17 protein-coding genes are annotated in these 17,798 nt (G+C 63.3%); 2 read left to right on the top strand and 15 right to left on the bottom strand.

What is annotated here, in order from left to right; translation table 11 throughout:
* Window positions 1–28 precede the first annotated feature (28 nt).
* Together X739_RS162695 and X739_RS162690 are read right to left on the bottom strand one after the other, a co-directional pair.
* Complete coding sequence (locus X739_RS162695) at window positions 29–1,015, bottom strand: ABC transporter permease (protein ID WP_023792398.1); 987 nt, start codon at window positions 1,013–1,015, stop codon at window positions 29–31.
* A gap of 271 nt (window positions 1,016–1,286) precedes the next feature.
* Complete coding sequence (locus X739_RS162690) at window positions 1,287–2,720, bottom strand: DHA2 family efflux MFS transporter permease subunit (protein WP_023792405.1); 1,434 nt, start codon at window positions 2,718–2,720, stop codon at window positions 1,287–1,289.
* Window positions 2,721–2,846: 126 nt separating this feature from the next.
* Here X739_RS162690 and X739_RS162685 point away from each other — a divergent pair, with 126 nt between their 5' ends.
* Together X739_RS162685 and hutH are read left to right on the top strand one after the other, a co-directional pair.
* Entirely contained in the window at window positions 2,847–3,848 is a 1,002-nt protein-coding gene (locus tag X739_RS162685; RefSeq protein ID WP_023792413.1) for an ornithine cyclodeaminase family protein, read from the top strand.
* Window positions 3,845–5,362 carry a histidine ammonia-lyase gene (hutH, locus tag X739_RS162680; protein WP_023792416.1) on the top strand — a complete coding sequence of 506 codons (1,518 nt, stop codon included), beginning with the start codon at window positions 3,845–3,847 and terminating at the stop codon, window positions 5,360–5,362. The genes X739_RS162685 and hutH overlap by 4 nt, the downstream gene beginning before the upstream one ends.
* Here the strand turns inward: hutH and X739_RS162675 are convergent.
* The 13 genes from X739_RS162675 to X739_RS162615 form a co-directional block, all read right to left on the bottom strand.
* On the bottom strand, window positions 5,327–6,127 hold the full coding sequence (locus X739_RS162675) for a 3-methyl-2-oxobutanoate hydroxymethyltransferase (RefSeq protein ID WP_023782779.1): 801 nt from the start codon (window positions 6,125–6,127) through the stop codon (window positions 5,327–5,329). The two genes, hutH and X739_RS162675, sit on opposite strands and share 36 nt — an antisense overlap.
* 51 nt (window positions 6,128–6,178) lie before the next feature.
* Window positions 6,179–6,490, bottom strand: a complete 312-nt coding sequence (locus X739_RS162670; RefSeq protein ID WP_023782780.1) for a MocE family 2Fe-2S type ferredoxin — start codon at window positions 6,488–6,490, stop codon at window positions 6,179–6,181.
* 28 nt (window positions 6,491–6,518) lie between these two features.
* On the bottom strand, window positions 6,519–7,601 hold the full coding sequence (locus X739_RS162665; protein WP_031251928.1) for a fatty acid desaturase family protein: 1,083 nt from the start codon (window positions 7,599–7,601) through the stop codon (window positions 6,519–6,521).
* An 85-nt stretch (window positions 7,602–7,686) separates the two neighbouring features.
* Window positions 7,687–8,868, bottom strand: coding sequence for an aldose 1-epimerase family protein (locus tag X739_RS162660; RefSeq protein ID WP_023782782.1), 1,182 nt, complete (start codon window positions 8,866–8,868; stop codon window positions 7,687–7,689).
* Window positions 8,869–8,878: 10 nt separating this feature from the next.
* Window positions 8,879–9,661 carry an ATP-binding cassette domain-containing protein gene (locus tag X739_RS162655; RefSeq protein ID WP_023782783.1) on the bottom strand — a complete coding sequence of 261 codons (783 nt, stop codon included), beginning with the start codon at window positions 9,659–9,661 and terminating at the stop codon, window positions 8,879–8,881.
* Between the two features lie 2 nt (window positions 9,662–9,663).
* On the bottom strand, window positions 9,664–10,683 hold the full coding sequence (locus tag X739_RS162650) for an ABC transporter permease (protein WP_084056068.1): 1,020 nt from the start codon (window positions 10,681–10,683) through the stop codon (window positions 9,664–9,666).
* Between the two features lie 44 nt (window positions 10,684–10,727).
* Window positions 10,728–11,672, bottom strand: a complete 945-nt coding sequence (locus X739_RS162645) for a substrate-binding domain-containing protein (protein WP_023769536.1) — start codon at window positions 11,670–11,672, stop codon at window positions 10,728–10,730.
* A 55-nt stretch (window positions 11,673–11,727) separates the two neighbouring features.
* Window positions 11,728–12,642, bottom strand: a complete 915-nt coding sequence (locus X739_RS162640; protein WP_023792423.1) for a sugar phosphate isomerase/epimerase — start codon at window positions 12,640–12,642, stop codon at window positions 11,728–11,730.
* A gap of 44 nt (window positions 12,643–12,686) precedes the next feature.
* On the bottom strand, window positions 12,687–13,784 hold the full coding sequence (locus X739_RS162635; RefSeq protein WP_023792425.1) for a Gfo/Idh/MocA family oxidoreductase: 1,098 nt from the start codon (window positions 13,782–13,784) through the stop codon (window positions 12,687–12,689).
* A 35-nt stretch (window positions 13,785–13,819) separates the two neighbouring features.
* Window positions 13,820–14,887, bottom strand: coding sequence for an ABC transporter ATP-binding protein (locus X739_RS162630; protein ID WP_023769533.1), 1,068 nt, complete (start codon window positions 14,885–14,887; stop codon window positions 13,820–13,822).
* Window positions 14,888–14,890: 3 nt separating this feature from the next.
* Complete coding sequence (locus tag X739_RS162625) at window positions 14,891–15,982, bottom strand: ABC transporter ATP-binding protein (RefSeq protein ID WP_023769532.1); 1,092 nt, start codon at window positions 15,980–15,982, stop codon at window positions 14,891–14,893.
* Window positions 15,979–16,938: a sugar ABC transporter permease gene (locus X739_RS162620; protein WP_023769531.1), complete on the bottom strand. Its 960-nt coding sequence runs from the start codon at window positions 16,936–16,938 to the stop codon at window positions 15,979–15,981. Before X739_RS162620 ends, X739_RS162625 begins: the two co-directional genes overlap by 4 nt.
* A complete protein-coding gene (locus tag X739_RS162615; protein WP_023769530.1) occupies window positions 16,935–17,795 on the bottom strand; it encodes a carbohydrate ABC transporter permease in 861 nt (286 codons plus the stop codon). The genes X739_RS162620 and X739_RS162615 overlap by 4 nt, the downstream gene beginning before the upstream one ends.
* Between the last annotated feature and the right edge of the window lie 3 nt (window positions 17,796–17,798).

Raw genomic sequence — 17,798 nt, forward strand, 5'->3', positions numbered from 1 at the left:
CTGAGCAAAATGGGCTAGCCCATCTGCTCTAAATGTCACCTTGTTGCGCGGTCTGTTCGTCGCGCGGGTTGATGATGCCGTCGACGATGATGGCGCCGAGCAGGATCGCCGCCTTGATCAGGTTCTGGTAGAGCAGCGGAATATCGATGATGGTCATGGCGTTGAGCAGGATGCCGATCAGCGCGGCGCCGACCAGCACGTTGCGCACCCCGCCCCGCCCGCCCGACAGCCCGATGCCGCCGATCACCGCCACCAGCACAATGTCGTAAAGCAGCGTCGAATTGACGACACGCGTGTTGATCGAATGCAGGCTGGCTGCGGTCAAAAGGCCGGCGATCAGGGCGACGAATGCCGAGAGCACGTAACGCAGGACCAGCATCGGCCGCACCGGAATGCCGATATTGCGCGCCGCGACCGGATTGTCGCCAGCGAAATAGATGTAGCGGCCCCATTTGGTGTAGCGCAGGAACAGGAAGAACAGGAACGCGAGCCCCGCAAAGACGAACACCTCGATCGGGACGTCGAGAAAGCGTAGACCGCCGAGCAGTTCCACCCAATGGCCCTGCGGCACTGGCACCGCGTCCTGCGTGATCAATTGCGAACGGACATAGCCGAAGACGAAGGAGCCGGTCGCCAACGTGACGAAGATCGCCGGCACATCGGCATAGGCGACGAGAAAGCCGTTGAGCAGGCCGATGGCGAACACGCCGGCCAGCACATAGGCGAAGGCGAGCCCGTCCGGCGTTCCGCTGTTGAGCAGTTGCAGGTACCAGGCGACCGACATGGCCATGATCGCAACCGCCGACAGGTCGATGCCGCGGCCGATGATGACGACAGCCATGCCCAGCGCCAGTATACCCAGCACCGAGACCGAGCGGATAATGGCAACCAGATTGTTCGCATCGATGAAACCTGGCAGACCGATTGCGGCCGCGACGAACAGCACCACTGCTATGGCAAAGACAATGCCTTCCTGATTCAGGCTTCCGAAGTTCAGCCAGCCGGCCATGTTCATTGTCTGCTTTCACCCCGGTGGCAGCGCTGCCACCCCTGGAGAGAAAGCTAATCGGCTCAATGCCGCCTCGTCAAATGAATCCGCGTTCAAAACGTGGACTGGCGATGAGATTCGCAAAGTGGACGCATTGGTGGCCGAATCTGGCGCAATCCCCGGAAACTCCTGCACTTTTGGCAATTGTTTGCACCGTCTCGGCGCTTGTCGAAAGCACAACACCTAGGCGAAAGGCGAAGACGGAATTTAACCCTGCGATCTGGCGGAAAATTCGATTTCAATTTCCGGCCGTGTGGCCGGAAACCTCGGCGCCGGCGGTCCTCGGCAACACCAGGAAGCGGAACGACGCCACCAGCCCGATGATGCCAATCAGCAGGAAGGCTGCTCGAAAATCGGCGAGGTCGAGCACCGACCCGTTCCTGGCGATCTGCGACAGGTTGAGGATCGCCGCCGCCACCGCGACGCCGAACAGCATCGCCACTTGCTGCAGCATCGAGGACAAGGTCGCCGCGGAGCTACGCTGCGCCGCGGCGATATCGGCGAAGGCCAGCGTGTTGAGAGCGGTGAACTGCATCGAGCGCGACAGGCCGGCGATCAGCATCAGCGCCACCACCAGCGACTGCGGGGTCTGCGGCGAGATCGCCGCGCAGGCCATGATCGACACCGAGGCGACGATGCCGTTGACGACCATCACCGAGCGGAAGCCAAAGCGACGCAGCGTCGGCGTGGTCACCGTCTTCATGCCGAGATTGCCGAGGAAATAGGCCAGGATCATCATGCCGGCATCGACGGGCGAGAGGCCGAAGCCGACCTGGAACAGCAGCGGCAATAGGAACGGCGTGGCGTTGATCGCCACGCGGAAGATCGTGCCAGCGGCAAGCGTCGAGATGGCGAAGGTCTGCACCTCGAACGAGGAGAGGTCGAGTAGCGGATGCGGCGCGCGGCGCAGATGGCGCACCGCTAGCCAGCCGACGACGATCCCCGCCGCGATCAGCAGCACCGTCGGCAAGGCCCCATCCTCCGGATGCGCGATGCGCTCGAGTCCATAGAGCAGGCAGGCGAGCCCCAGCGACGTCAGGAAGAAACCCGGCCAGTCGAGCGGCTTGGGATCGGCTTCACGGTCGCCCGGAATGAAGCGGGCGACCAACACCAGCCCGATCGCGCCGAGCGGGATGTTGATGAAGAAATTCCAGTGCCAGGACAGATAGGTGGTGATGAAACCGCCAAGCACCGGGCCGACCACGGGCGCAAAGAGCGCCGGCCAGGTGATCAGCGCCGTGGCGTTGAGCAATTCGGATTTCGACGCGTTGCGGAGGACCAGGATGCGGCCGACCGGCGTCATCAAGGCGCTGCCCAGGCCCTGCACGGCCCGGGCAATGACGAATTCGGTCAGATTCCCAGAGAAGCCGCAGGCGAGCGACGCCAGTGTGAACAGCGCGATGGCCGCGAGGAAAATGTTACGCGCGCCGAACCGGTCGGCGAGCCAGCCCGACAGCGGGACGAACACGGCCATGGTCAGCATGTAGACCGTGATGCCGATGCTCATCGCCACCGCCGGCACACCGAAGGAAGCGCCCATCTGCGGCAGCGACGTCGAGATGATCGTCGAATCCAGCAGTTGCATGAAGAAGGCGATGGCGACGATCAGCGCCACGCGCCGCGAATTCGTCGCTGTCTCGGGTAAGGTTTCACTTTCGGGAATGGCCGTCATGTCGGGTCGGTTTCAACAACATTTAGCCAACCGCGTCCAGCGATGGACCAACAAACTTTCGTGTCGCATCGCCGCCTGTTATGGAATGAATGGGGCTCGGTCTTAAACGACAGGAACCGTGGACGCATGAAGCCTATCTATATCGACTACCTCAACGCCCTCGACATCGAAGCGCTTGCCATGGCCGATGGCGAGATCATCGGCGCCGTCGAGGCCGGGCTCGTTGCGCAAGGCAAGGGCCAGACGGTGATCGAGCCGCGTGTCCACCTCGAACCCGACCCGTCCTTCCACGGCCACTTCAATGTCTTGCGCGGCTACGTCGCGCCGCTCGATACGGCCGGCGTGAAAATCGTCGGCGACTATGTCGACAACTATCTTCACGGCCTGCCCTCGGAATTCGGCATCCTCAATTTGTTCGATCCACGCACCGGCACGCCGCGCGCCATTCTCGACGCCACGGTCATCACCGACATGCGCACCGGCGCCGTCACCGCCATCGGCGCCAAGCACCTGGCGCGCACGAACTCGAAGGTGCTCGCCCATATCGGCGCGCGCGGCACGGCGTACTGGAATGTGCGCCTGCTCGACCATCTCTTCGATTTCGACGAGATCCGCGTCCATTCGCGCCGCCCCGAAAGCCGCGACGGCTTTGCCGCAAAACTCTCCGCCGATCTCGGCAAGCCCGTCACCGCGGTCGCCGACTGGGAGAGCTGCGTCAAGGGCGCCGACATCATCGTCGAAGCCTCGCGCCTGCCCGAGCCGCAGCCGCTGCTGAAGACAGAATGGATCAAGCCGGGCGCGCTTGTCGTTCCCTATGGCACGATGAGCGCGGTGGAGCTGTCGCTGACCGACATCATGCAGAAGATGGTCGTCGACGACTGGGGTCAGTGCAAGGGTGGCAAGTTCGGCTCGCTGCGTGCGCATGTCGAGGCCGGGCGGCTGAGCGAAAAGACGCTGCATGCCGAACTCGGCCAGATCGCCGCCGGCCTCAGGCCGGGACGGCAGAGTGACGACGAAACCATCCTCTTCTGGCATCGCGGCCTGTCGCTGTCCGACATTGCCCTCGGCAAGGCGATGCTTGCCAAGGCGCAGGCGCAAGGCATCGGCCAAAGGCTGCGCTTCGCATGAGCGCGCTCGTCCTCACCGGGGCCGGCATCAGTGTCGCCGATGTCGCCGCTGTTGCCCGCGAGGCGCGCAAGGTGGAGATCGGAGCCAATGTCATCGGCAGGCTGGAGAAGGCGCGAAAGGTGCTCGACCAGGCGGCGGCCTCCGGCCAGCAGATCTACGGCCTGAACACCGGGCTCGGCGCCAATCTTCGCACATCGGTCGAGGGTGACGCCAGCGCCTTCCAGCGCCAGTTGCTCGAGGGCCGCAGCGGCGCGGTCGGCGAAGCGCTGCCCATCGAGGCCGTGCGCGCCACCATGCTTGCCCGTCTGACAATGTTGTCGGCCGGTGGCTCCGGCCTGTCGCCCGCCGTGTTCGTTGCCTTGGTCGAAGTCCTCAACGCGGGCGTCCATCCAGTGATGCCGTCGCTCGGCTCGATCGGCGCTGGCGACCTGGTGCTGATGACCGCGATCGCCCGCCTGCTGATCGGCGAAGGTGAAGCTGATTATCAGGGAAGGCGCATGCCAGCTGTCAAGGCACTGATGATGGCCCGCCTCGGCCCCATCGGCCTGGCGCCCAAGGATGGGCTGTCGCTGATCAACGCTTCCGCCGTCTCCGCCGGCGGCGGCGCGCTTGCGGTCACGGACGCGCTGTCGGCTCTTGCCCAGCAGCAGCAGGCTGGCGCGCTGACCATGGAAGGTTTCGGCGCCAACCGCACCATCCTCGATCCCCGCCTGCACATGGCGCGGCCCGCCGCCGGCCAGCAGGAAGCCGCCAAGGCGCTGCACGATCTTCTCGCCCGCGACGAAGCGCCGGCCCCCACCACCATACAGGACCCGCTCTCGATCCGCTGCATGCCCTCGATCCATGGCGCGCTGATCGAGGCGATCGGCCAGGCAAGACGCGCCGTCGAGACCGAACTCAATGCCGCCGCCGACAACCCGCTGGTTCTGAGCGACGACGAGCTGGTGCTGTCGACGGGCAACTTTCACACCGCTTCGCTGGCGCTCGCCTTCGAGGCGCTAAGCCTGGCAATCGCTCAATGTGCCGCCGCCAGTGCCGCCCGCTTTATCCAGCTCACCGGTTCGGGTCGGAACGGCCTGCCGAAATACCTGTCGCCGGTCGGTGGCGCCTCGGCCGGTTTCGTGCCGTTGCAGAAGACGGTGACATCGATCCTGGCTGCCATCCGCCACAAGGCCAATCCGGTGATGCTTGACTTCCTGCCGGTTTCGGAAGGCGTGGAGGATCACGCCACGCAGACGCCGCTGGTGGTTTCGAAATGCGCCGACATGATCACGCTGTGGCGGCGGCTGATCGCCTTCGAGTTAATGGCGGCGGCGCAAGCCGTCGACCTGCGTGAGGGATTGGCGCTGGCGCCACGCACATCAGCCGTCCACACGGCGACACGCGCGCTCGTCCCCGCGCTCAAGCATGACCGGCCGCTCGGCGTCGATGCGGAAGCACTCCACGCAGCGCTCGCCGGCGGCAAATGGCAAACGGTCCTAGCCCCGGCCGACCTTGTCGAGGAACAGGCGTAGCTCGGCCGGGTCCATGTGCACGATGTGCCGGTCCTCGGGATAGGCGCCGCTGTTGACGTCGGCGACATATTCGGAAAATGCCGCCACCCGCTCCGCCTGCAGCCGATCGTATTCGGCGGCGAAATTGCGGTAGATCTTCGAGTGGCGCGGCATGTGGCCACGGTTCTGGCCAAGAATGTCGTCGGCGAACAGATATTGCGCGTCGCAGCCGGTGCCCGCGCCCATCGACAGCATGATCAGCGAGGTGCGCTCCGAGATAGCCTTCGCCACCTCGACTGGTACAACTTCTATTTCGGCGCCGATCGCGCCGGCAGCCTCCAGTTGCTTGACGGCTTCGAACACCTGCATCGCCGTATCGGCGGACTTGCCGACCGCCTTGAAGCCGCCGGTCCAGGTCGCGCGGGAAGGAATAAGGCCGACATGGCCGATGACGGGAATCGCATCGTCGGCCATTCGCTTGATGGTGGCGTAGCCCGCGCTGCAATAGACCGCGTCGGCGCCGGCCTTGTAGAGCCGGAAGGCCCAGCGCACGAAATCATCCGCGGTGCCGATCTCGAAGAAATTGTCGCCCGGCATGGTGAACAGGCTGGGCGCGGCATCGCGGTACCGCGGGTTCAGCACCAGTTCGGGCGGCACCGAGACGATGTCGACCCCTGCCCGTTCGGCGGCTTCCGCCTCGTCCAGGGTGAGCACGCGCAGCATGGTCAGCTGACGCTTGCCCTTCATGGCGCGCAAATCGGCGACGGTCGGTCTCTTTCGGCTCATTAAAACGTCCCCTTTTGTTGCGGCTTGCGCGATGGTTGATCATGCAGCGCTTCATATCTGGATCATCACCTTGCCAGCTTCGATCTTCACCGGATAGGTCGCGAGATTGACGCAGACCGGCGCACCCTTGGCCTGGCCGGTCTTGTAGTTGAAGCGGCCATTGTGCTTGGGACACTCGATGATGTCGTCCATGACAAGCCCGTCGGCCAGATGCGCCTTCTCATGCGTGCAAAAACCATCGGTGGCGAAGAACTCGTCATCCGGCGAGCGATAGATCGCGAAGGTCCGCCCACCAAGGTCGAAGCGGATGACATCCTCTTCCTCGACATCGTCCACCGCGCACGCTTCAACCCAATCGGCCATCTTTATCTCCTGCGGACATTCGCGATCTCTACTCGGCCGCCGCCGACATATCGACCTCATGGAACTCACCGCGATAGGGCCTGGCCGTGGGCGGCAGTTCGCGCTTGAGGTAATGATCCTCGTATTTCAGCTGCCTGAGCAGGACCGGCCAGACCTCGCGGTAGGCATGCCACATCGACGGATTGGGCTTCGGCAGATCGTGCTTGATCAGTTCATGCAGCCTGGGCAACGCGTGATACGGCACCATCGGGAACATGTGGTGCTCCACATGGTAATTCATGTTCCAGTAGATGAACCGGCTGATCGGGTTCATGTAGACGGTGCGCGTGTTCAGCCGATGGTCGACGACATTGTCGGCGAGCCCTATGTGCTGCAGCAGGCCGGTCGTGACCATGTGCCAGGTGCCGTAGAGGCGCGGCAGGCCGATCAGCACCAGCGGTATCCATGACCTCAGCGCGATCGCGAGGGCGATCGTCGCGACATAGATCGCGACATGCCAGCGGGCCGCGACCACGGCCTTATGCTGTTCCATCTCGGGGATATAGCTCTTCTCTTCGTCGGATAGTGTGCCGAATGCCTGCCGCACCAGCGTCGGCAGCGAATAGCGAAAGTCGAGAATGCCGGTAAAGGCGAGCGCCGCCTTCAACAGGTCCGGCGGACGCATGACCGCGATCTCGGCGTCGCGGCCGACAATGATGGTGTCGGTGTGGTGGCGGGCATGGCTCCAGCGCCATTGCACGGGATTGCGCATCAGCATGAACGAAGCGATGTGGTAGACGACATCATTCATCCAGCGCGTGCGAAAAGCCGTGCCATGGCCGCATTCATGCCAGCGCGAGTCGCTCGACGAGCCGTAGAGCACGCCATAGACGAACAGGAACGGCACCACCCACCACGAACCCCAGAACCAGACAATACCCGCGGCCGAGCCCAGGATCGCGACAATCCAGATGACGGTGTCGCGGATCGCTGGCCCGTCGGAACGCTGCATCAGTTCCTTCATCGCCTTGCGCGGCACGTCGGTGTGGTACCATTCGGCCGAGGCAAGCCCGGTCTCGATCGCCGTTCTGGTGCTTTCGCCGACCAGGCTGTAGTCGCGCTTTTTCGCCATCGTCGTCAAATTGGCCTCCAACCTTCGCGCAGCGCTGGCAATCCGGTCCGCCGGCCGGAGGGCTTGCTTTGAATAGATGTCGCGCTCATGTCCTGCCGGCCAGTCTTGGAAAATTTTGAGAAGGCTGAGGATAATCCTGCTCGGGCTGTCGGGCGATAGCCGCGATCCTGGCTTCGGCGCCAGCGATTTGCTCCTTGCCGTCGAGGACGCGGAACACCGCTTCATAGGCCCGGCTTTCGCCATGCTCCAGCCAGATCATCTCACCGCGCTCGCGGGCAGCGAGATCGCCGAGCACATGGTGGGTCGATGGCTCTATGCCAAGCGCATACTGCCCGGCCTGGAAATTCTGCCATTGATAGGCGCAAGGCAGTTGGTCCTTGCGCGTCACCACTTCGAAGCCGAGGCCGAGCCGGTCGTTGACCACCGCCACCGGCACCTCGCCCTTCCCGTCGGCGCCCATTTCGTGTTGCCAGACCTGCTCGCTGAATTGCATTTGCGGTTCCGGCACGGTGCGATAGCCGACCTTCTGCGTCTCATAGCGCTCGCCCGCATGGCCGGCCCACACCACGTCCCGGATCGGCGCCAGATAGCGCGAGCCCTGATCGAGCAAGGGATGGCTGATATTGATGTGGTAGAAATACATATGCGGGGTGCGGTTGAAGCCGTGGTTGACGACATGGTCCGAAAGCCGGATCTCGTTACCGCCGACATCGGCTTCGATGCGCCGAGTGAGATGCAGATCCTCGCCAAACACCGCCGATTGCTGGACAACGCCTTCGGCCCACAGCACGCAGCGGTCGCCTTCCCAGCGCTCGCCATAGCCGGTCAGCCGCGCCGGGATGGTACCGACACGACCATGCAGCGAATGAAGCACCGTCTTCTTGCCCGGATAGTTGTAGCTCTCGGCCGGCACTTCTTCCCGCCCCAGAATATGGTCGAGCCCGCAGGTGACCAGCAGACCCGAGAAGGACCGCGCCCAGGCGAGCCCCCCTTCCCCCTCATAATCGTGCAGGCCAGGATGGCGAAAGCCGCTCGGCGAATGCCAGCCGATCGCCTGGCCCTTGAAGTCGCAATCGGCAATGTCGAGCGCCCGGTCGACCAGCGCGGTGAAGCGCAGGCCCGAGCCGGTCCGGAACTCCAGCATGCGGATGCCACGCTCGACGCCGTCGCCAAGCGTCATCAGCCGCACGCCGGCGAATTGCGACAGCTGGCCTGACCGCTCGGCCACTTGCCGACGCGACAGCGTCTTGCCGTAAAGCTCTACCATGCGACGCCCTTCACTTTGCCCTCGCCTCCTTGAGCAAGGCCGACATATCGGCGCCGGTGATGATGCTTTCCACGGTCAGGAGGTCGGTGTCGGCGACCGTCTGTTCGGCGACGATCTCACCGCGCCGCATGACGACGATGCGGTCGGCGACCTGGAACACGTGGTGGATGTTGTGGGTGATGAGCAGCACCGAATGACCGGCGTCGCGCACCTCCTTGACGAAGCGCAGCACACCGTGGGTTTCCTCGACGCCGAGATTGTTGGTCGGCTCGTCGAGGATGATCACCTTGGCGGCGAACTGCATGGCGCGTGAAATGGCGATCGACTGGCGTTCGCCGCCCGACAGCGTCGAGACCAGCGCATCGGCGTCGAGCTTCTTCGAGATGCCGACACGCTTGAGCAGTTCGGAAGCGGCTTTGCGCAGTTTGGCAAGGTCGAGCGGCGCGAACACGCCGAGCCAGCCGAAATTGACCGGCTCGCGGCCGAGGAAAAGATTGCGCGCGATGCTGAGATCGGGCGCCAGTGAGGTATCCTGATGGATGGTCTCGATGCCGAGGTCCATCGCATCCCGGGTCGAGCGGATCGAAACCTTTTCGCCGCGTACAAAGATGTCGCCACGATCGACCGGGAAAACACCCGAGATCGCCTTGATCAGCGTCGATTTTCCGGCGCCATTGTCGCCCAGCAGCGCCACCACCTCGCCTTCCCGCAGTGTCAGCGAGGCGTTCTTCAGCGCGCGCACGCTGCCGAAGGATTTTTGCAGGCTCTGCAGCCGAAGTACTTCTTGCATCATTCTCAGCCCCTTGCGGCGTTCTTCTGCAGCAAAGCGTGCAGGATGAGCATGGCGAGGATGATGAGGCCGACAAAGATGTTGTAGGCGAGCCCCGGTACGCCGATCAGTACGATGCCGTTGCGGATGGCGCGCAGCATGAGCGCGCCGACGATGGTGCCGAGGATGGTGCCGCGTCCGCCGGTCAGCGCCGTGCCGCCAACCACCACCATGGCGATCACTTCCAGCTCGTAGCCGGTGCCGGCCACCGGTGAGGCGGCCGAGATGCGGAAGGCACTGATCATGCCAGCAAGGCCAGCCAGCACCGAAGTCGCGATGAACAGCCAGATCTTGACCGTATCGGCCGGCACGCCGCGCGCCACCGCCGCGTTGCGATTGGAGCCGATGGCACTGATCCAGTTGCCGAGCTTGGCGTAACGCAGGATGTAGATGGCAAACAGCGAGAGGCCGATGAACCACCACAGCGAGGTGTAGAAGCGGAACGAGCCGATGTTGAAGCTGCCGGCGAGCAGCGTCACGAAGAAGCCCGGCTGGTCCCAGGATTTCAGCGGAAAGCCTTGCGTGATGTAGAGCGCTGCCCCGCGCACGACGAGCAACATCGACAGCGTCACCAAAAAGGACGAGATGCCGATCTTGGTGACGATCAGCCCGTTGATCGCGCCGATCACGATGCACAGCAGCAGCCCGGCCAGAAGCGCGACACCTATATCCACCCCGCCATTTTGCACCAGCAGCATCACCACCACTGGCGCCAGCCCAAACACCGCGCCGACGGAAAGATCGAATTCACCTGCCGTCAAAAGCAGCGTCATGCCGAGCGCGATGATGCCGAGCTCGGGCAGGAAGGCCATCATGTTGGAGATGTTGAGCGGGGACAGGAAATTGGCGTCGGCGACCGCGAATACCGCCAGCAAAACGAGGAGGATGACGAAAGAGGAGAATTGCGGCGAGCGCAGCAGGCGCGATCTGCCTTTCACCCCCGGCGCTTCGTCTTCTGCGGCAATTGTCATGACTGCTTGAACCATGCTTGAAAAGACGCCCGCTGCTTTTCCGGCGGGCGCTGTTTTTCTCATTTCTTGTCGTAGAGCTTCAGGATCGGGTCGACGCTGGAGGCGTCGTAGAGACCGAAAGTGTGGATGTCGTAGCCGATCGGCTCGCCCGACGCGGCAAGCCCGAGCAGCGCCACCGGCATGAAGCCTTGCGCGGAGGGATATTGCCAGGCGGCGGCATTGACGAAGCCGTCCTTGACAGCTTGCGCCGTCTCCTTGGAATTGCCCCAGCCGACGACCGGGACCTTGCCCGCCGGCACGCCGGCGCCGTCGAAGACGCGCTTGACGCTGGCGGCCACGGAATCGCCGAGCGCGATGATCGCCGGCGGATTGTTGGCGACCATGTAGTCGGTCATCTTGGCGATGATGCCCGCCGGATCGGTGCCGCAATCGACCACGTCATATTTGATCCCCAACGGATCGAAGACGCTGGCGATGCCCTCGGTCTCGAGCTGCTGGTAACTGGCGCCAGGAACCTCGACCGGCAGGAAAACCTTGTCGCCCTGCTTCACCATCTTGTGGTCGACCAGATATTTGGCCCAGATGACACCCGCTTCTTTCAGGTCCGCGCCGACATAGGCCTGCCGCCCTGTCGCCGGATCGTCGGTGTTGAAGAACACGATCGGGATGCCAGCCGCCTTGGCTGCTTTCACCTCCTCCGTCCACAGGCCCGGCTGTGCCGACGTGGTGGCGATACCGTCGGGCTTTGCGGCAAGCGCCGAGTTGAAGGCCTCCTTCTGCGCCGCCATGTCGCCGCCGCTGAAGGAAATCTTGCATGTTACCTTGAGCTGGTCGCAGGCCTTGGTCGCGCCGGCGTTCCAGTCGATCCAGAACGCATCCGACGGACCGCCATGCGACAAAAGATAGAAGGTCTTCTGGCCGTCCTGCGCCTGCGCCGCCGTGCCAAGTGCGACGCCGGCGAGCACTGTCGCGGCGGCCGCCAATTTCGATACGAATTTCAACATTTCTTTCCTCCTTGTTTGAAGCCGCGCTGCCGTGCACCGGTGGCGCGGCTAGCCGTCACAGGCCGTTGGCGCGGAATTTCCCGTCGAGGAATGTCTTGGCGCGCGGCACGTCGTCTTCCGACAGATGCTCGATGATCACCGGGATATTCGGATGCTTTTCGGCCAGCCGCTGGAGATAGAGGTCGTAGTTCAGCGAACCGAGGCCCGGCGCCGGCAGTTCGATTTCGCCAACCCCGCGGAACGTATGGCTTTCCATCGCGTCGGCATCGCCGATGTCGGCGTGCTTCTCCGACTTGTCCTCGCCCGAGCGCTTGACGTCCTTGGCGTGCGCTATCCTGATCTTGTCGGTCAGCGTGTCGAACACCTGGTTCAGGATCTGATCCATCCGGTCGATGTTGTGCGTCTCGAAATAATTGGTCGGGTCCATCAGCAGGCCCAGGCCTGGATGGTCGACCTGCGCGAACATCCTCACCGTTTCCTCGACCGAGCCGACGACGTTGTTGACATAGGTTTCGAGCAGAAAGACCGCGCCATGGTCGTAAGCCGTCTGGGCAAGATCGGCGATGACCTTGCGGCATTCCTCAAAACCTTCCTCGGTCTTGTTCTTGGGGTGATGCACCCAGTCGGATTCGGTGTTGTAAGTGCCGGTCTCCGAGATCACGTAAGGGCTGCCGAAATCGCGCGCGTTGCGGATGATCTCCTTGAGATAACCGACGCGCTTGTCGCGCTCGGCCTTGTCGGGATGGATGATGTTGGTGTAGCCCGACACGCAGCAGACCGGCAGGTTGTGGTCGCGGAAGACGTCGCGCACCTTCCTGGCCTTGTCCTTGGTGATCTGGCCGGCCGAGAGATCAACGTCCCTGAAATGCAGGTCCAGCTGCACCGTGTTGAAACCAAGGCCGCGGATCTTCTTCGCCGTCTCTTCGAGGCCGTATGGGAAATAGCCCGTGAAAATACCTGCCTGCATCATGATCTTGAATTCCTCCCTGTAAGCGATTCAGTTGTCCGCGATTTTCAGTTAGTTGCGTTTGTGGAGATTTCGGAAAGCTTGACCGTGCGGCCCGAGGCCATCGAACGGTAGCCCGCTTCGACCAGCGCCATGGTCTTGACGTTATCGGCGACGGTGAGCGCCGGCGCCGTACCGGTCTTCACGGCATGCTGCAGCTGCTCCATGACGCCGATGAAGGCATGCGGGAACCACATCGTCTCCCAGCTTGGAGTTACCCACTCGCCGCCGGTCGTTTCGGCCGAAGCATAAGTCAGCGTCGAAGCAGCACCGGTCGGCCAGCCGATCGTGCCCTTGGCGACGCCCTTGGTGCCGTCGACGCGCCAGTTGATGTGCTGATCGTCCTTGTAGCCGTCCTGGCGCGGACCGGACCACACATCCTCCAGCGAAACGGCAAGCACACCCGTGGGGAAACGCAGGGTCGAGACGGTGATGCCGTCGGAATGGTCGAATGTCGTGCGCGGATCCTTGCGCGTCAGCGTCGTGATCTCATCGGGATCGCCGAACAGGAAGCGCAGCACGTCGAGATGGTGCACGCTCATATTGGCGAGCGTCAGCCGGTCGTAGCCCTGAAGGAAAGTCTGCCAGTGCGGAATGGCGTGCATGTCGATCTGCGCGAAGACGATGTCGCCGAGCGCGCCGCTGTCGATGATCTGCTTCAACACGCGCATCGACTGGTCGTAGCGCATGTTCTGGTTGACCGAGAGGATCTTGCCGGCCTTCGCCGCTTCGTCGCGCAACTTGACGGCTTCCTCGACCGACAGCGCCAAGGGCTTTTGCGCCAGGATCCCCTTGATGTGGTTCTGCTTCAGCGCATGGCGGATCAGCGCCGGCTGCTGGTCCGGCGGAAACGCGAGGTCGATGATCTCGACATTTGCATCCTCGATCAGCTGTTCCGGGGTGTCGTGGACAGTCGGGATGCCCCAACGGTCGGCGACCTTTTGCGCATTCGCCTTGGTCCGCGAGGCGATCGCCACGACTGGAAAGCCGACCTCCTTGTAGGCGGCCAGATGGCACTCGGCCATGATCATGCCGGCGCCGACGCAGCCGATCCGATATTCCTTCGTGCGGACCTTCACATCCGACTCGAAGCCCTTGCCTGTCATGCCTTCCTCCCGAAATCCTGTCCTTGCGGCCGCATTCATCTTGCCAACGCGCCTCCGCCCTGTCCGAAATAATGCACGCGCGTCGGCTCGCAGGATATCGCCACCATCGCGTCGGGCCTGATGTCAGGCTGGCCGCGCAGCAAAGCCTTCAGCCGCGCTTGCCCGGCGGCGAGCGTCACCACGGTATAGCCGCCAAGCGGCTCGACCTCGAACACCCGCACCGGGCGGGGGCTCGTCTTCTCGGTGTCGCTCCAGGGTCTGACCTTGATGTCCTCCGGCCTCAGCCCGATCTCGACAGCATCGGCCGGAGCCGTGCGATCGGCGATGCTGATCGCGCCTTCGGCGGCTTCGATGCCGCCCTCGCCTTGAACGGATTTGAGGATGTTCATGACAGGCGAACCCAGCAGCCGCGCCACGTAGGTGCTGGCCGGGCGATCATAGATCTCGGCCGGCGCGCCGATCTGCCGGATCCTTCCGCTTTCCAGGATGGCGATGCGATCGGCGATCGACATCGCCTCTTCCTGGTCGTGCGTGACATAGATCAGCGTCTTGCCGAGCTCGCGCTGGATGCGCTTCAGCTCGACCCGCGTTTCCTCGCGCAACCGCGCATCGAGTGCCGAGATCGGATCGTCCATCAGATAGGCATTGGGGTCGCGCACCAGCGCACGCGCGATCGCCACCCGCTGCCGCTCGCCGCCTGAAAGCTGTGCCGGTGGCTTGTGCAGTATATGGCCGATATGCAGCTTGGCCGCGACATCGGCGACCCGCTTTTTGATCTGGAGCTCGGCGACCCCGCGCTCGACCAGCGGGAAACGGACATTGTCGAGCGCGCTCATATGCGGGAACAGTGCCAGGTTCTGGAACACCATGGCGACGTTGCGCTCGGCTGGCGACACCGTATTGACCGGCTTGCCGCCGATGAGGATTTCGCCGGCGTCCGGCGCCTCCAGCCCGAGCACCAGGCGCAGGATCGTCGACTTGCCCGACAGCGGCGGCCCGAAGAAGCAGAAGAACTCGTTGTCGTTGACGGCGAAGGAGGCGTCGTCGACGGCAAGCGTCGTGCCGTAGCGTTTCGTGACATTGCGGAAGACAATGTCGGCCATGGCTCAACCCGCTCTCATCGCAAGGCCGCTAACGGCGTCGAAGACCCGCACTGACGACGCTGCGGGTGCGACGACCGCGGTTTGCCCTATCGACAGTCCGACCTCATTGTCGAACACCGCTTTCACGGCGCCGTCGCCCTTGCCGAGGTGAACGATGGTGCGCGCGCCGATGCGCTCGACGAAAGTGACCGGCATGGCCAGCCCGCGTCCATTCTCCGCCACGGCCACCTGTTCCGGCCGAAAGCCGTAGAGCACCTCGCCGCGAGTACCGCGCACGCTGGCGGCCAGCTCATCCGGCAATGGCGGCGTAATGCCAAGCGCCCCGAGATCGACGACCAGACCCCGGTCACTCTCCGCAGGTCGGCCCTTGAGCAGGTTCATGCCCGGCGAGCCGATAAAGCGGGCAACGAAGACATTGGCTGGATTGTTGTATACCTCTAGCGGCGTGCCCACTTGCTGCAGCACGCCGTGATCCATGACGGCGATACGGTCGGACATGGTCATGGCTTCGAGCTGGTCGTGCGTGACGTAGACCATGGTCTGCTTGAATTGGCGCTGCAGCTGTTTCAGCTCGGTGCGCATCACCGCGCGGAAGGCCGCGTCGACATTGGATAGCGGCTCGTCGAGGAGGAAGATCGCCGGCTCCATGATTGCCGAGCGGCCGATCGCCACGCGCTGCAGGATGTTGACCGACAGCCGGTCGGCCTTGCGGTCGAGCAGCGGCGTCAGTTGCAGCAGCTCGGCGATCGTGCCGACGCGACGATCGATCTCGGCCGTGGCGGCGCCACGCATCCTTGGCCCGTAGGCTAGGTTCTGGCGCACCGTCAAATGGGTGAAGATCGCGTAGTTCTGGAACACGAAGCCAACGCCACGCCGGCCCATCGGCACACCGGCCATGTCGCGCTCGCCAAACAGGATCTTGCCGCTGGTCGGCTCTTCCATTCCGGCAATCATGTTCATCGTCGTCGACTTGCCGCAGCCTGAAGGCCCGAGCAAAGCCATGAACTCGCCATCGGCGATATCGAGGTCCATGGTCTTCAGCGCCGTGAAGTCGCCGAATGTCTTGGTGAGGTGCTTGAGCTGGATCGTGCTCATTCCGCCACCTGCCTTGCCCGTGCCATACGCTTCATGGCGAACACGGCGACGATGGAGAGCACGACCAGAATGGCCAGCGCGATAGCCGCCACATAGCCCCAGATCAGATCCTGCGTGGTGACCTTGTAGATATAGACGGAGATCGTCTCGGTGGCGACGCCGGGGCCGCCGCCGGTCATGATGTACAGCGTGTCGAAGATCTTGAAGTTTTCGATCACCCTTATCGCCAGCGCGATGATGATGATCGTCTTCATCTTCGGCAGCACGATGGTGGTAAAGCGCTGCCAGGGATTGGCGCCGAGCAGCGTTGCCGCCTTGATCTGGTCCTCCGGCACACCGACCAGGCCGGCGAGCAGGATCAGGAACATCAACGGCGTCCATTGCCAGATGTCGGCGATCATCACCGCGATCAGCGCCAGCGTCGGGTCCGAAAGCCAGGCAATGGTGACTTGCGTGCCCGTGATTGCCGACAGAATGTCGTTCACCGGGCCGCCCGACTGGAACAGCATGAAGAACATGTAGCCGGCCACCGCCGGCACCACCATCATAGGCATCAGCAGGACCGAATAGAAGATGCGCTTGCCGGGAAAGTCGTCGGCGAACAGCGTCGCCAGCGCCAAGCCTAACAAGAATTCGGCCGGCACGCAGACGACCATGACGATAACCGTGCGCTTCAGCGCACTCCAGAAGCGCGCGTCGGCGGCAAGGTCGGTGTAGTTGGCGAAACTGTTCCACATCTCCCAGGCATTCCACCAGCCGAGGCCCGAGAGTGGCGACCAGTCGGTGACGCTGATGTAGAGCTGCATCAAGAGCGGAAAGGCCGAGATGAACAGCACCAGGATTTGCGCCGGCAAGGTCAGGCGAAAGCCAAGCCGCATGCCTTCGTCGCGCAGCGCCGGCTTTGCGCGGGCCGCGTCCATCTCACCCTCCGAAGTCGTCGCAACCACAGCGCTCATTGCTTGAGCGCCCCAAAGGTGAGCCCGCGCACCAGATGGCGCTGGATGGCGATGCCCATGATGACCGGCGGCACGGCCGCGATCAGGCCGAGCGCTGCCTTGGCGCCATAGAGCTGGCCGGTCATCGAGGACGAGAGCGAGGCCATGTAGACGGGGATCGTCACCCATTCGCGTGTCGTGAGCAGCAACGCGATCAGATAGTCCGACCAGTTGAGGATGAAGACGAAGAGGGCAGCACTTGCCAGCGGCGCGCGCATCATAGGCAAGGTGATGCGGGTGAAGACGCGCAGCCGCGAGCAACCCTCGACCAAGGCGGCTTCCTCGATCTCGCGCGGCATGTCGTCGAAGAAGGTCTTCATCAGCCAGAAGGCAAACGGCAGCGTGACGATGCCGTAGATCAGCGCCAGCCCCCACCAGCTGTCGGTGAAGTTGAGGAAGGCCCACATGATCATCACAGGGATCATGACCGCCATCGGCGGAAACAGCCTGAGCTGGATCAGCGCCAGCGGCAGGTTCTGGCCGGAGCCGAAGCGCGACAGGCCATAGGCGGCGGCTGTGCCGGCCGACATGGCGATCGCGGTGCCGAACACCGCCGACAGAAGCGACGACAGGATCGGCTTCAGCGCGGTGCGGTCGAGCGCCACGATCAGGCTGTTGGTGGATTCGCCGAACACGAAGCGGAAGTTGCTGAGCGTCGGGTTCTTCGGCCACCATGTCAGGTCCGCACCCGTCGCCGACCATTCGGCGATCGGCTTGAAGGCCATCGACACCATCCACAGGATCGGCACCAGCGTAACAGCCATCGCCGCGAGGATCGCGGCGTAGCGGAATATCTCGAAGGGGACGGAACGCTTCATCTG

It is taken from the genome of Mesorhizobium sp. LNHC209A00 (genome assembly GCF_000502915.1).
GTDB lineage: Bacteria > Pseudomonadota > Alphaproteobacteria > Rhizobiales > Rhizobiaceae > Mesorhizobium.